Below are 14,717 nucleotides of genomic sequence, written 5' to 3' on the forward strand. Positions count from 1 at the left end.
GTTTCTATCCGCGCGGCCCGTGCGGGCCGCGACTTGGTTGCCTCCTCGTTGGTCACATGCTCCATCTGTTTCTATCCGCGCGGCCCGTGCGGGCCGCGACGACTCAGTAGCTCGACCATCGAATCGCTGAATGGGTTTCTATCCGCGCGGCCCGTGCGGGCCGCGACCCGGAGAGATGCAGCTGGCTTTCGCCAACTTTGCCGTTTCTATCCGCGCGGCCCGTGCGGGCCGCGACCAGCCCGGGTGAAACCCCGGGTGATCATTCTGGAGTTTCTATCCGCGCGGCCCGTGCGGGCCGCGACGGCGGTAACTTTCGGGCTCGTCGAGCAGATGGCGTTTCTATCCGCGCGGCCCGTGCGGGCCGCGACCGGCGGTTACGCCTACCTTCGGCGCGATCTCGTTGTTTCTATCCGCGCGGCCCGTGCGGGCCGCGACCGATGAACGATCAACCGATCAATCCCTACGAGCGTGTTTCTATCCGCGCGGCCCGTGCGGGCCGCGACCGAGTCGGTACGCCGAATGGTCGAGGGAGAGACGTTTCTATCCGCGCGGCCCGTGCGGGCCGCGACGAATCCCGCTTGGATCGACACGGTCGGCAACAGTCGTTTCTATCCGCGCGGCCCGTGCGGGCCGCGACCGTCTGATAGGTGTCATAACGGTGATCCACCGGGAGGTTTCTATCCGCGCGGCCCGTGCGGGCCGCGACGTACTGCACAAACGCGCAGCGGCACGGCACTGGAGTTTCTATCCGCGCGGCCCGTGCGGGCCGCGACAACGCCGCAACGTTTACATGAGCGAGCGTGATGCCGTTTCTATCCGCGCGGCCCGTGCGGGCCGCGACCAGTTGAGGTGCGGCATTCGCGCGCCGCTTGCGATGTTTCTATCCGCGCGGCCCGTGCGGGCCGCGACGTCATCGGCGTAGTCGGTGACCAGCAGCTGGGCTGTGTTTCTATCCGCGCGGCCCGTGCGGGCCGCGACAGGTTCTCCAGATCCATTAAAGCCCTGGATTATAGTTTCTATCCGCGCGGCCCGTGCGGGCCGCGACGCCAGTAGAGCGATAGGGCGGCCAGCGAGGTAATGTTTCTATCCGCGCGGCCCGTGCGGGCCGCGACTGAGTTAAGTGACGCAGCTTGCATTGTCCCCCAAGTTTCTATCCGCGCGGCCCGTGCGGGCCGCGACTGGATAAGCTGCTTTGGACACCAGACGAGATCGAGGTTTCTATCCGCGCGGCCCGTGCGGGCCGCGACGGCCTAACAAGGTCATGCAATTAAATCAAGAAATAGTTTCTATCCGCGCGGCCCGTGCGGGCCGCGACCGGTGCCATAGCAGAGTGCACAAGGGCCGCTCGAGTTTCTATCCGCGCGGCCCGTGCGGGCCGCGACTTCTGGAAAGCGGTCACCAGCTCGCCCGTACTCGTTTCTATCCGCGCGGCCCGTGCGGGCCGCGACCCAATGGCGGCCATCGCCACAAGGCAACGGCGGCCGTTTCTATCCGCGCGGCCCGTGCGGGCCGCGACCGGGCTGGAATATATAACCACCATCCAGCACCAGGGTTTCTATCCGCGCGGCCCGTGCGGGCCGCGACCAGTCTCAGTGCTGACGTCGTCCGGCTGCGCTCAGTTTCTATCCGCGCGGCCCGTGCGGGCCGCGACCGACAGCCCTGCTATCAAGCGCTCTGCCCCCACTGTTTCTATCCGCGCGGCCCGTGCGGGCCGCGACCTTCAAGGATGTCGAAGAAGTGGGCATTTCTGGCGTTTCTATCCGCGCGGCCCGTGCGGGCCGCGACCGTGGACGGCACCGCCGATGACTATCAGGCGGTCATGTTTCTATCCGCGCGGCCCGTGCGGGCCGCGACGAGAGGGCACGATGAGCCTATGGCTGCTTTCTGTAGTTTCTATCCGCGCGGCCCGTGCGGGCCGCGACATAACCCACTGTCTCTTCATACGTCGCCATCTTGTTTCTATCCGCGCGGCCCGTGCGGGCCGCGACCATGATAAATATCCTGCTCTATATCTATATGAGAGTTTCTATCCGCGCGGCCCGTGCGGGCCGCGACCAACCGAGGGCGCTGGCCAAAAGCCTGTCGGCCTGTTTCTATCCGCGCGGCCCGTGCGGGCCGCGACGGGCAATGGGGCTGCTGCCGGAGTCTCAGCAACAAGTTTCTATCCGCGCGGCCCGTGCGGGCCGCGACTCGTAGACGACCATCAACTCCGAGGCGTTGGAGGCGTTTCTATCCGCGCGGCCCGTGCGGGCCGCGACCGCCAGTGCTTTTTCTAAATCCTCGTCGAATGCAGTTTCTATCCGCGCGGCCCGTGCGGGCCGCGACGGCCGCACGATGGCTATCGCCCAGGCCTATCGCAGCGTTTCTATCCGCGCGGCCCGTGCGGGCCGCGACTGTCTATTCATAACGCATTGTTTGACCGGGGAAAACCACCGCTCCGCGGCGAGACGGATGTCAATTTCATTCGACGCGATGATTTTTCCACTTTTGGTCAGGACAACAATATAAAAATCAAAATGTTAAAGAAGTGCGAACCCTGCCGGGGAAGTCGGGACACCAGGGGTTCGCAGAAGAAGGAAGGTCAATGAGGCGGGCTCAGAATACCAGTGGGCCGTTCATGTCCAGCGCCGGTTTGGCACCGATATGCTCAATACGCCGCTGCCAATTCCGACCCAGAAAGTAAAAGCGAAGACTATCGACTTCATCATCAATCGTATCGATCAGTCTCTGACGCAGCCGAGCCCATTGATCCGGTTCAACCTCGATCTCGAAAACGGAGAACTGCACTCGTTGACCAAAATCGCGGCACGCTTTCGATACCTGACGCAGGCGACGGGTGCCACCTTCGGAAGTGACGCTGACATCGTAGCTGACCAGTACCAGCATGCGGGATCTCCTATTTCCAGAGAAAGGGCGGGTAAGCGTCGAGGTCACCTCGCAAATGACGCGCCAGCAGCTGTGACTGTAGATGAGGCAGTAGACCGATAGGCGCTTTCTCGTCGATAAAGGCGTGATGAACTTCTTCTCTTTTACGCTCCTGATAGGCTGTGAGTACCGTCTTGCGTGCTTCATCGGTCAGGCTGACACCGCCGCTTTCGGCCACCGTGAAATCCTTCTCGCCCAGTTGGCGCCGATTGATCAGCGAAAGCGCCAGACGGTCCCCCAGCAGCGGCCGAAACTCCTCGGCAATATCCAGCGCCAGGCTGGGCCGCCCGGGGCGGTCGCGATGCAGAAAACCCACCGCAGGATCGAGCCCGACACCCTCCAGGGCCGAACGACAGTCGTGCGTCAACAGGGTATAAAGAAACGACAGCAGCGCATTGACCGGGTCGCGTGGCGGTCGCCGATTGCGCCCCTTGAAGCGAAAGGCTTCACCGCTCGAGCGAATCAGATGATCGAAAACGCTGAAATAGACCTGCGCCGCTTCGCCTTCGAGCCCCCGCAGTTCATCACTCGATTCGGTATGCAGCAGGTTACGCGCAATGCGGCTCATGCGCGTGCGCGACTGTTCGAGTTGCCGGCGATCCGGTGCCTCGAGTTTCGCGCCATAGTCGCGCAAGCCCCGGGCGATCACCGCGCGCTGATTGTGCACCTTGCCGGCCAATAGGCCACGCACGATGGCGGCACAGCGCTCGGCGTCATCGCTGAAACGATACTGCGTGCGGCGCAACAGTACGTTGCCGGAGACAGGCCCCTCAATACGGGCGAGAAACTTTCCCTGCGGCGACAGATGGGTGATCGTCACCCCCTGTTCCGCGCAGAACCCCATCAGCGGCGGCGATACCAGTACGCGGCCAAAGCAGACCAGCGACTCCAGCATATGGATCGGCAAACGCGCGCGCTCCTCGCCCTCGACCTGCATGACAATATTGGCGCCCTCCTTTTTCAACCAGGCGCCATCAGTCGTGATATAGAGTGTATTGAGCTGGCGTCGCATGATCAGTCGTCCTGCAGGTTATCCAACTGCCGCGTGAGCCAGCGCCCTGCCGATCGCCGTTTGCCCATCACCTGCGGCTGACACTGTTCCATCAGTGAGCAGCGGTCACAGCGCTTTGCCTCGTATACCGCAGGCGGCGTGATGTCACCGTCGAAAAGCTGGCGTACGCCCGCTATAACTTCCAGTGTCAGTGCTCGCAGCTCCTCATCGAAAACTATCGCCTTGCGCCTTTTGGTCTTGCCATAGTAGAGCGCGCCTTCCTGGATCACAGTCTCCCTCATCTCCTCGAGACACAGCGCCTGGGCACACAGTTGGACCTCATCGGCACGATGGGACTTGGGACGACCACGCTTGTATTCGATAGGCCGAATTACGACAGGCGCTTCTCGTTCATCGAACTCAACCACATCGGCAACGCCTGTCAGCCCCAGTGCGGCATGCGAAAGCGGCAGTGCCATGGCGGTCTGCACGCCCCGCCGGCGTTCATGACCGGCACGGTCGGCACGCTCATGCAGAATCCGACCCTCGGCGGTATAACGGTTTTCCGCCCAGAGCTGCTCCAGATGGATCAGCGCACACTGGCGCGGACAGAACAGGTAGTGCTGCAATGCCGAGAGCGGAATCAGACGAATCTCGTCCTCCACTGGCGCCGGCCTACAAACGCTCTTCGACACTGACACCGGCCGGAATGGCCTCCCGGTCGATAGCGATAACGTAGTTCTGATAACTGCGTGCCGGTGTCTCCTGCTCCCCTTCGACGCGCGTGATCTGAACGCTGTCGAACAGCCGATGGGCCGGCGCGTTGCCCATGGGGTTGTCGTGTTTGAACACGATCAGCTTGCGGGCGGCGATCTCGCCACGTGCCGCAGAGCGGTCGTGTTCGAACATATTGGTCAGCGAGCGCCACAGCAGCTCGAGATCGTCATCGGAAAAGCCGGTGCGTTCGGCCAGTTTGGCCGATACATAACCGTGAACACGATAGAGGCCGTAAGGCACGATATGCTTGCGGCCCATGGTGCGTTCCTTTTCGAGGTCTTTTTCGTTGGTGACCGCCATGCGTGTGATCGACACTTCCATCGGCACCACCGGGTCAATGGAAGTGGCAAAGGCCAGCTGCACCGGGCCGCGCACCTGCCCGGCGTTGACTTCGGTTGTCATGACCGCGCCAAAGGTGCGCACATCGAAGAAGTTACCGCACATCCAGGCGGTCAATTCGCGCGCCTTCGCCTGATCCTTCGGCAGCTTTTTGGCCTCCGGCTTGATCTCGAGCGCCTCATAGGCTTTCTGGTGCTGCTGATTGAGTACCGATTTCTCCTGCATGTAGATTCCGTGGCCGGGTTCATCTTCCTTCTCCAGTGCCACATAGTTGCGAATCTTGCGTTTCAGGCAGACATCAGTCACCAAACCCTGGTTGGTCTCCGGATCGAGGCGGGGCAGATTGCCGGCATCCGGGTCGCCGTTGGGATTGCCGTTGGTCACATCGAACAGCAGCACGAACTCGTAACGGTTGGCGATAGCGGTCATGACGATTCTCCTTCGGTAGCGGTGTCTTCATGGCTGGAGCGTCGCGTCCATTTCTGCTGGTAATACCCTATCGCGAACTGTCCCTGATCCTGCAGGCTCAGATTCTTCGGAAACTGGACCGGTAGCTTCTGCATGATCTCGCCGATTCTCTTCTCGATGCTGTAGGCCACGTTTTCACGCCTGTCCTTGCGAATGCGGGCGAAGTGGTGCACTACGTTGCGTGTGAGCATGGGAAACACATTGGCGGGTGTCGCCGAGGCGGCGCCGTAGTAACGATCGCGAATGGTAGCGTTGATCTCCTTGCCAAGCGCTTCACGCTGGGCGCTCTCCAACTCGGCAAACAGACGCCCCAGCAGGTAGCCGGGATGGGTGACATTCGGGTCCAGACTCACGGGAACCTCCTGAGATGAAAGACGAGACGCAAGACGTGCATTGCGCGCCAGCACGGCCTTGCACAGCGCTACGCGCACGCCACTGATATCGCCGTCGTTACGCAAGCGCATGACAATGTTGCCGAGCAGCGACTGCGGATAGCGCCGGCCGGTAAAGATGGCACGGGCCATCTCGCCGGCCAGCTGAGGAGGAATATCCTCGGCCTTCGCTCTGCCGTCACGGCTGGGTGCGGTAGCGTAAAGCAGCCGCCAGATGGGTGGCAGAACGCCTCTCCAGGGCGAAGGGTCAAGGCTCAGGTCCTGCTGGTGGAAGGCCGCGTGACGCATCAGCTGCTCCAGCGTATCGACATACCAGAAGCGTACCGAAAGCCGCGCTGCATTGGGTGCCAGCCCCAGTACGAAGAACTGCGTGTCACCCGCCAGCCCCAGCTCGGTATCGGCAAGTGCCGCACCCGCGGCGATACGCGCCAGCGCGGTTTGCAGCCGTGCAGCCTCCTGTTCGTCGGTCGGGGGATCGTTAAGTACCGCGAAAACGTGCTCGGCTGCCTCGGCCTGGGCGGTGTCGTTGGCGCGAGCCCAAAATAGGACGGTGGTATCACCGAACTGTAAACGCTGGCGATTATCGGCATCGCGGCGCGACAGATAATTCAGGGCAGTGGCATAGCCAAAGATCGCCGTCTTCGAAATGGCGGCGTTGCTCTGCCCCTTGTGGCCGTGGGATTCATAGGCGTCGCTGTTGAAGGAGATCAGCGAAGCACCGGAACTCTGGGCACCGTTAATGTTACGAATGGCGGGATGGTCCGTACCCAGCGGGGCGAGTTCGCCGGTGACCAGACACTGGCCGACCACATCACCGTCGCCGTCTTCCAGCGCTTCACTCCAGCGCCTGCGAGCTTCGGGGTGATCATGTAAAAAACGATGCTCGCCATCGAGTCGGAACACGATATTGCTGTCCAGCACTTCCTCGCTGTAACCGGAAAGCGTCTGAAGGTGCTCGGGCCGCCACTGCTCAATCAGCGCGAGAAAAGCGCATAATTCCGCCGCCTCGGCACCCTCCAGCAATTCGTGCTGGCGCACTCGAAAGGCCTTGTGCTCTTCATTCAGCCGCTTTCCCTCGCCGGCAGTGGCACCGAGGGCATAGGCCGTCTTGTCCCACAGTGGATAGGCATGAATGCCGGAAGTGCGACGTTTATCGACCGGTACCTGCAGCGAGCGCGGTCGGGGCTTTTTGGCCGAGGTATCCCGCAGGTCATCGATCTGCAACGGCCTGCCTTCACGGGAAAACACCAGCGCAAAGCTGATCTTCTCACTGCTGAAGCCGGGCTGCGGTACCTTGCCCTGTGCGGCCAGCCGCTGGTAGTAATCATTGAGGGCGGAAAGGATCATGCCAGTGCCTCCGCGAAGGGGGGTACCTCGATCACCCCATCGATCATGCGGGCGCGATAAAAACGCGGCGCTTTGCCATTGGCAAAATCGATATCGTGCAGCATGAAGCCGAGATCACGCTCGCCGCTCAGGTCGTTATCAACGATGGGCATCTGCACATCGGCTTCAATCAGCTCAAAATTGGCAGGAAACTCCCGCGTACCCAGGCAGGGGTGATGAAAGCACTGTCCCTGGCGGGCACGGCGGTTGAAAATATCGAGATGTTTGCCGGCGGTATCGCTGTCGTCGGCACGGGCAGTGAACTCGAAATGCGCCTCGATCACATAGCCCACATCGCGCAGCACGGTGGCCGCGCGCTGTTGGCGGTTCTGATCGACGTAGTAGCACACCTCGTCAGTACGACCACTTTTGATACCCTTGCTGACAGTGCTGGCGGGTAGCTTGCCGGCGACCTCGTTGCGACGGATCGACTCAAAGCGGATCGGCTTGAGCACATGGATGCGATCGACACACCAGCGAATTGCCGGCTTCCAGTGAATCGCCTCCAGAATGCCGCGCGCCGCCGAGGGGGTGATCACATCGTAGGAGAAGCGCTCGGTTTTCAACTCCGGCCGAGTGAAACAGGCGCGCTCGCCCCAGATATGTAGTCTGATCCCATAACTCATCGAGATGGACTCCCAAAAACCCGCGCCCTGACGAATCAGGGCGACTTACTTATCAGCAGGAACAGCTGACAGGTTTCAATCCGCTCACGGTCCAAACCAACCTGACATGAATACACAGCCTGATATGAATAGTGAGACACAAAAGCCAACACGACTCATAGGTGCTTTCAGCCTAAAACTAACGCTGCCCCACTCAGCTGCCAACAAGAGAAGGTCATTTCGAATGAAGCAACGAAAACGAAAGTTTTTTGGCGAATTTTCACGACCCATGGTCAGACCTAGCAATCTGCTCGACGTTGGCATGCGAGCAGTATGCCGATCCATACCGCAAATGTAAAGTTCCTGTCTGCTGTATCTGCTGATTCTGTCCTAATAGTGCGCAGCCGTAACATCGACAAATTCGCTGGTAGAGTGAGGCGTCGGCAGGGCTTCGCCCTCCTCCTCGAGCCCTTCGAGATGAAATCGGATGGCGTCCCGGATGAGCGCCAGCGCCTCCTCGCGGCTGTCGCCAACGGCAACGCAGCCGGGAATATCGGGAACCCGAGCGCCCCAGCTCGTTGCCCCCTCTTCGAGTACGACCATGTAACGCATGTGCTTACTCCTCCTTCAAACCCGCCTGTTCGAGAATGCTGTTCAATGTCCCGGGCGGAATATCGGTACTCGGTTTTCCGGCTATCGTGACCAGGCCGCGCTTGAACGGGTGTTTGAACTGCCGGTGGCTGCCCCGGCTGCGCACCTGCTCCCAGCCGTCCTGTTCAACAAGTCGTATCAGCTCCTTGACTTTCATTGGCACAGGACAGTCCTCCTGTCTTCCAACACCGTACAACAGGCCATGAGTCGCTTCACCATAGATTCGACTCCGCCGAACGAAAGGTCGGCTCATCCCAGTCGAGCCCGGATGCAGAGCTGTAAAGATTGTCGTTCAGCTCGCCGGGACGCTCGTCGATCAGCACCATGAACTGCTCGCCAAATGTATCCGGCTCGATAGCAGCAATCAGCCCCGCTCGCTCCAGTGCCCGAAAACCGCGCTCCGGCACCTGCACGATGTAGGGCTGTAACCGCCGTGCGATGCCTCCCGCCTTCTCCGTAAAAGCAAGATGTCTCAACGATTCACGCGCCTCGTCATCATAGGGAATGATTACCGGATATTGGGTGTTCTCGATCAGCCGGTACTTCTGCTCCAGGGTATCGAAGGGCAGGCCATCGAGCCGGCCCTCTTCGATCTGCTTCAAAAGGCCATGCCGATCGAGTTGCTGCGGCCCCTGCTGCCAGTAGAGCAGGCGGAAATAGGCCTCGATGGCATCAGGCGCAAGTGGGTCATCGCCGTGATGGCGCAGCACCTCTCGCGTGGCCTGGGCAAACTGCTTGAGCTCCGGTGGCGGTGCCCAGTCGTCATTGGCGGTGGCGAAGATGCGCACCTCGCTATCGGCTGCCGAACGCTTGCCCTCTCGATTGCAGCGTCCGGCAGCCTGGGCGATGGAATCCAGTCCGGCCTCGGCCCGCAGCACGCGAGGAAAATCGACATCCACGCCGGCCTCGATCAGGGACGTCGAAACCACCCGGCAGGGTTTACCTGCCGCCAGGGTATGACGAATTTCGGCCAGCACCTTTCGGCGATGAATCGCACACATGGCGGTGGTCAGGTGGAAAGCGCCGGGCTGGTCCGCTATCGACTGATAGAGCGCCCGAGCGTGACGGCGATTGTTGACGATGCAGAGTGCCTGTTCGACTTCCAGCATCTCATCGTGCAGTCCGCTATCGTCGAGTGTGCCGATATGGCGCACAGTGACACGCGCCAGCCGTTGGTAGAGGCCTCTCGGTTCGGGAGCGAGTTCACGTAGATGGTGCAGCCCGCCCGCAAAGCTGCGCTCGGGGTCGTCGCTCTCCGCCAGCGCCGGCTGAGTGGCGGTGCAGAGCACCACGCTGGTGTGATAGTGGCGCGCCAATTCGTCCAGTGCTGCCACGCTGGGGCGCAGCAGCGGTAATGGCATGGTCTGGGCCTCATCGAGAATCACCACGCTGCGGGCAATATTGTGCAACTTGCGGCAGCGCGAGGTTTTGGCAGCAAAAAGGCTCTCGAAGAACTGCACCGCCGTAGTCACGACGATCGGCGCATCCCAGTTTTCACTGTCGCGCTTGAGCTTGTCGCGACTATCACGATCGTGTCGATGGCGTGGCTCGCGGTTGTCAAAGGCACTATGGTGCTCCAGCACGGCAGAATTGCCGAACTCGCCCAGCGCCTCGCGAAACACCTCCGCGTTCTGCTCGACGATGCTGGTGAAGGGAATGACGTAAATCACCCGATCCATACCATGAGCGAGGGCGTGGTCAAGGGCAAAGGCAAGCGAAGCGAGCGTCTTGCCACCCCCGGTGGGCACCGTCAGCGTAAAATGCCCCGGCTCGAGCCCGGCCTGCTCTCGGACGGTATCGAGAATCTCCGCCCGGCAGCGGTTGACGTCGCTGGCCGACGCCTGCGCCTGCTTCTCCTTCAGATGGATATCCAGCGCCTCGCGCAGCACATCGAGACCGGGGCCGCCACCGCGCGATGGCGCCTCCCTGCCTTCGGTGGCGGCATAAAAACGCTCGGTATCAAGGTAATCGGCATCCACCAGGCAGGAGAAGAGCATACGAGTCAGAAAAGCGAGCTGGAAAAACCCTCGATCCTTTCTGGTCGAGAAACCCGCTGGCGGCCTGAGCTGCGAGGGTAATTCAAGCTCGTTTCGCCAGCATTCGTCCAGCGCCGGCAGTTCGGCCTGTAGTCGCTGCGCAAGCGGCGTACGTCCGCCCTCGTCACGACCGTTGGCAAGTCCCGCATGGTGGCCGGCAATCACATAGGCGAGCAGTTCGCCAACGCCCCCGGGAAAGCGCTCGCGGGCCACCAGGGCTCCCGCCGTGGAGTGGTCGACAGCCTCTTTCGAACCCGCCAGGCGGCGCTGAAAGTCGTGGCTGTACTTGCCAAGATCATGCAGGAGCCCAGCTACGCGACCCGAATCTGCCATGCCAAAACGATCGGCACGCTGCGCGGCCAACTCGGCCACCGCCTGCAGATGATCGGCCAGCGTCTGCCAGTCATGGTGGCTCGAATCTGTACTGTGGGCGTAAAACGTCATCGGCGTATCTCTTTTCAAGAGCTGTTGACAAGCCTTCCCACTGCCAGCCTTCCCACTGCCGTTCTCTATTTGTAATGATGATTCGCACGAATATGCTGACATAAAAGCCAATATAAACTGGCTCTTTTCAAGGGAGCAAAATCCACCAAAGTCGGGTTCTACATCGAATCCTTGGGCATCAAGATCAAAACATTGATTGTCGGGCGCCGTACGGCACCCTGATGCATTCACAACGTATGACGCTACCTTGATATGCATCCGCGCGGCCCGTGCGGGCCGCGACTTCCGTTGTTTTGCGCACATCGCCCATCGCCTCTTCGTTTCTATCCGCACGGCCCGTGCGGGCCGCGACGAGGGTTGCCGATTTGCCCGCCCCGGTCGGTCCGTTTCTATCCGCGCGGCCCGTGCGGGCCGCGACATGACGCTCAGTGCAGCGCTGGCGACGGTGCCTGGTTTCTATCCGCCCGGCCCGTGCGGGCCGCGACGATCGACCTGGCGTGTGGCCGCCGCGATTTTGGCGTTGTTTCTATCCGCGCGGCCCGTGCGGGCCGCGACTCGTGGTACCGACGAAAATGCACTGTCGGGGATGGGTTTCTATCCGCGCGGTCCGTGCGGGCCGCAACCTCGACCAATACCACCACGGTCCCCGCGTCGTTGTTTCTATCCGCGCGGCCCGTGCGGGCCGCGACTATTTCTCTGGACCAAACAAGCCGGGGTTTTATCGTTTCTATCCGCGCGGCCCGTGCGGGCCGCGACAACTCATCTGGGATCGAAAAAGTGTGGTTACCGGTTTCTATCCGCGCGGCCCGTGCGGGCCGCGACGTGCGCTCCATCCAGGCATGGGGTAGTGATCGATCAGTTTCTATCCGCGCGGCCCGTGCGGGCCGCGACGAGCTGACACCGTCCAACGATCCAGATGGCGAGGTGTTTCTATCCGCGCGGCCCGTGCGGGCCGCGACAGCGAGGCGCCAGCCATGACTGACTGCCACCAGCAGTTTCTATCCGCACGGCCCGTGCGGGCCGCGACCTGAAACATCAAACGGCATCGATTTCGGCGAGGGTTTCTATCCGCACGGCCCGTGCGGGCCGCGACATGAGAGTGGTGGCGGCTCCGGTGGCTCCGGCGGTGTTTCTATCCGCACGGCCCGTGCGGGCAGCGACCGCCGAACGTGTCAGTAGTCGACCAGCGATACTCGTTTCTATCCGCGCGGCCCGTGCGGGCCGCGACCTGCGCCGAAGGCGCAACTGTTCCCGCTTGGGGGTGTTTCTATCCGCGCGGCCCGTGCGGGCCGCGACACGCCTGGTCATCGGCCCACCCATGAGACGCAGGTTTCTATCCGCGCGGTCCGTGCGGGCCGCGACGGCTCCCGTCTGAATCAACTACCACTGCGTTGATGTTTCTATCCGCGCGGTCCGTGCGGGCCGCGACTCGTGGTACCGACGAAAATGCACTGTCGGGGATGGGTTTCTATCCGCGCGGTCCGTGCGGGCCGCGACCAGCGTGATCATGCGTCGTCTCCTTCCGCGTCAGCGTTTCTATCCGCGCGGCCCGTGCGGGCCGCGACCGACAGGCCGCCGATGGTGCAGGTCGTAGAGTTGGGGGTTTCTATCCGCGCGGCCCGTGCGGGCCGCGACCGACACGGGTAGAGCTTGAACGTGCCGGCCATGCCCTGTTTCTATCCGCGCGGCCCGTGCGGGCCGCGACCGACCGTCCATTCATAACGCATTGTTTGTCCAGGAAAAACCACAGCCCTGCGGCGAAACGCAGTCCAATGTCACTCGGCGAGATGATTTTTCCACCTTCGTTCAAGACAACAATATTAAAATCAATGTATTAAAGAGCGGCGAACCCTGCCGGAGAAGTCGGGACACCCGGGGTTCGCAGTAGAAGGCAGGTCAAAGAGACAGTAGCAGCATACCAGCGAGCCCTCGGCCAGTACCACGCGGGCCGGTCGGTTACAGCGATCCCGTTTAATCAGTGCCATATTTCAGCGCCCGCCCTCGCTGGGCTATGCTGAGACGCCGCCAACGCCAGAGGAGAGAGGCCATGTCATCACTGCGGGATCAGCTCAGCCGCCAGGTGTATAGCACCGATCAGGGCGACCTGCGCCAGTCGGACAAGGAAGAGGCGCAGCAAAACCGCGACGAGGAGCGCCTCGCCGCGCTGGACGGTGTCGTGCGCGTTCGCCGCGAGACCGCCGGCCGCAAGGGCAAGGGGGTCACCACCGTGCAGGGCGTGCCGCTGGCCGAGGCGGAGCTGAAAACCCTGGCCCAGGCGCTGAAGAAGCGCTGCGGCAGCGGCGGTGCGCTCAAGGCAGGCGTGATCGAGATTCAGGGCGACCATCGCGACAGCGTGCGCACCGAGCTGGAAAAGCGCGGTTTTACCGTGCGCATGGCAGGAGGTTGAAGATGGCAGCAGTGATACGCACTACCGCCGCGCTGCTGCTGGCGGCAACTCTGAGCGGTTGCTCGCTGTTCTCCGGCGGCCCGCAATTTGCCACGCTCTCCGGCGAGGCGGTGGTCGCGTCCGATGCCGCCATCAGTCCGCAGAGCCAACTCGAAGTACGCCTGCTGGACATGACCGGCGGGCGGCGCACGATCGCTCAGGTCACCCAGCGCACTCACGGCCGGCTGCCAGTGCCCTTCACACTGCGCTATGAGCGCAGCAGCCTTGAGGAGGGTCGCCGCTACGCGCTGAGCGCGGCACTGGAGGACAACGGCGAGACCCGCTTTCTGACCCTCGAACCGCTGCCGGTACTGAGCGGCGAGGCACCACAGGGCGAGTTACGCGTGCCGCTCGCGCCGGTCAGCCCCTGAACTCACCGGCCTCGCTCGTCTCGAGGCCGGCGAGCAGATCCTCGAGAGTCTCATCGACAGCACACGAAAGCTTGAGGTCGAAAAGATCGTCAGCGCGGGTACGGCCGCGATTGATACAGGCGATCGGCATGCCCTGCTCGACCGCACGGCGGGCGAAACGGTAACCGGAATAGACCATCAGCGAGGAGCCCACCACCAGCAGCGCACGGCTGTCATCGAGCATTCGCATCGCCCGGGCCAGCCGCCAGCGCGGCACGTTGTCGCCGAAAAAGACCACGTCCGGCTTGAAAATGCCGCTGCCGCAGCGCGGGCAGCCGGGAACATGAAAATCCGAAAAGTCGACCTCTTCCAGGTAGGCGTCACCGTCAGGGGCAACCTCGGCCTCAATGCCCAGCCAGTCCGGGTTGAGCTGCGCCAGTTGACGATGAAAAAATTCGCGCCGCACCAGCAGCTGGCAGTTCATGCAGCGCACCAGATCGGCGCGGCCGTGCAGGTCCACCACCCGGCGGCTGCCCGCCTTCTGATGCAGCCGGTCAACGTTCTGGGTAATCAGCCCCTCGATCAGTCCGCGCCGCTCCAGCCCGGCCAGCGCCCGATGGGCACGCCCCGGTTCGGCGGCGGCGAGCAGACGAAAGCCCACCAGGCTACGCGCCCAGTAGCGCTGCCGGCCGGCGGGGCTCGCCATGAAGGCCTGATGGGTCATGGGCGGCGGGCGCTTCCAGCCCCCCTGGTCATCGCGGTAGTCGGGAATACCGCTGGCGGTACTGACGCCGGCACCGGTCACCACGCACAGCGGCGCGTGCTCGCGTACCATGTCGCTCAGCTGCCGTAAGGCCTCGGTGGCATCACTGCTCATGTGGCTCCTTGTGCGTCATCCGGCCCCCGG

12 protein-coding genes and 2 CRISPR repeat arrays are annotated in these 14,717 nt (G+C 62.2%); of the genes, 2 read left to right on the top strand and 10 right to left on the bottom strand.

Annotated elements, in window-relative coordinates:
* Positions 1–2,394: a CRISPR direct-repeat array (repeat unit 33 nt; unit sequence GTTTCTATCCGCGCGGCCCGTGCGGGCCGCGAC).
* Positions 2,395–2,595: 201 nt separating this feature from the next.
* The 9 genes from cas2 to H146_RS0105945 form a co-directional block, all read right to left on the bottom strand.
* A complete protein-coding gene (gene cas2, locus H146_RS0105905; protein WP_019950941.1) occupies positions 2,596–2,886 on the bottom strand; it encodes a CRISPR-associated endonuclease Cas2 in 291 nt (96 codons plus the stop codon).
* Between the two features lie 10 nt (positions 2,887–2,896).
* The gene (cas1c, locus tag H146_RS0105910; protein WP_019950942.1) at positions 2,897–3,937 is read right to left on the bottom strand and encodes a type I-C CRISPR-associated endonuclease Cas1c; all 1,041 of its coding nucleotides are present in this window, start codon (positions 3,935–3,937) and stop codon (positions 2,897–2,899) included.
* A gap of 2 nt (positions 3,938–3,939) precedes the next feature.
* Entirely contained in the window at positions 3,940–4,581 is a 642-nt protein-coding gene (cas4, locus tag H146_RS0105915; RefSeq protein ID WP_019950943.1) for a CRISPR-associated protein Cas4, read from the bottom strand.
* A 10-nt stretch (positions 4,582–4,591) separates the two neighbouring features.
* Entirely contained in the window at positions 4,592–5,461 is an 870-nt protein-coding gene (cas7c, locus tag H146_RS0105920; RefSeq protein WP_019950944.1) for a type I-C CRISPR-associated protein Cas7/Csd2, read from the bottom strand.
* Positions 5,458–7,239 (bottom strand): type I-C CRISPR-associated protein Cas8c/Csd1, encoded by a 1,782-nt coding sequence (gene cas8c / locus H146_RS0105925; RefSeq protein ID WP_019950945.1) that lies wholly within the window; start codon positions 7,237–7,239, stop codon positions 5,458–5,460. Before cas8c ends, cas7c begins: the two co-directional genes overlap by 4 nt.
* Positions 7,236–7,904 carry a type I-C CRISPR-associated protein Cas5c gene (gene cas5c / locus H146_RS0105930; RefSeq protein WP_019950946.1) on the bottom strand — a complete coding sequence of 223 codons (669 nt, stop codon included), beginning with the start codon at positions 7,902–7,904 and terminating at the stop codon, positions 7,236–7,238. The genes cas8c and cas5c overlap by 4 nt, the downstream gene beginning before the upstream one ends.
* A gap of 369 nt (positions 7,905–8,273) precedes the next feature.
* A complete protein-coding gene (locus H146_RS0105935; RefSeq protein ID WP_019950947.1) occupies positions 8,274–8,495 on the bottom strand; it encodes a type II toxin-antitoxin system HicB family antitoxin in 222 nt (73 codons plus the stop codon).
* Between the two features lie 4 nt (positions 8,496–8,499).
* A complete protein-coding gene (locus H146_RS0105940; protein ID WP_019950948.1) occupies positions 8,500–8,691 on the bottom strand; it encodes a type II toxin-antitoxin system HicA family toxin in 192 nt (63 codons plus the stop codon).
* A gap of 55 nt (positions 8,692–8,746) precedes the next feature.
* Positions 8,747–11,014: a CRISPR-associated helicase/endonuclease Cas3 gene (locus H146_RS0105945; protein ID WP_019950949.1), complete on the bottom strand. Its 2,268-nt coding sequence runs from the start codon at positions 11,012–11,014 to the stop codon at positions 8,747–8,749.
* A gap of 250 nt (positions 11,015–11,264) precedes the next feature.
* Positions 11,265–12,719: direct repeats of the CRISPR family, unit length 33 nt; unit sequence GTTTCTATCCGCGCGGCCCGTGCGGGCCGCGAC.
* A 342-nt stretch (positions 12,720–13,061) separates the two neighbouring features.
* Here H146_RS0105945 and H146_RS0105950 point away from each other — a divergent pair.
* Both H146_RS0105950 and H146_RS0105955 read left to right on the top strand, forming a co-directional pair.
* Entirely contained in the window at positions 13,062–13,421 is a 360-nt protein-coding gene (locus tag H146_RS0105950) for a translation initiation factor (RefSeq protein ID WP_019950950.1), read from the top strand.
* A gap of 2 nt (positions 13,422–13,423) precedes the next feature.
* Positions 13,424–13,831, top strand: a complete 408-nt coding sequence (locus tag H146_RS0105955; protein WP_019950951.1) for a YbaY family lipoprotein — start codon at positions 13,424–13,426, stop codon at positions 13,829–13,831.
* Here H146_RS0105955 and H146_RS0105960 read toward each other — a convergent pair.
* The gene (locus H146_RS0105960; protein WP_019950952.1) at positions 13,821–14,687 is read right to left on the bottom strand and encodes an NAD-dependent protein deacetylase; all 867 of its coding nucleotides are present in this window, start codon (positions 14,685–14,687) and stop codon (positions 13,821–13,823) included. The genes H146_RS0105955 and H146_RS0105960 overlap by 11 nt on opposite strands.
* Between the last annotated feature and the right edge of the window lie 30 nt (positions 14,688–14,717).

This window comes from Kushneria aurantia DSM 21353, assembly GCF_000382245.1.
Lineage (GTDB): Bacteria > Pseudomonadota > Gammaproteobacteria > Pseudomonadales > Halomonadaceae > Kushneria > Kushneria aurantia.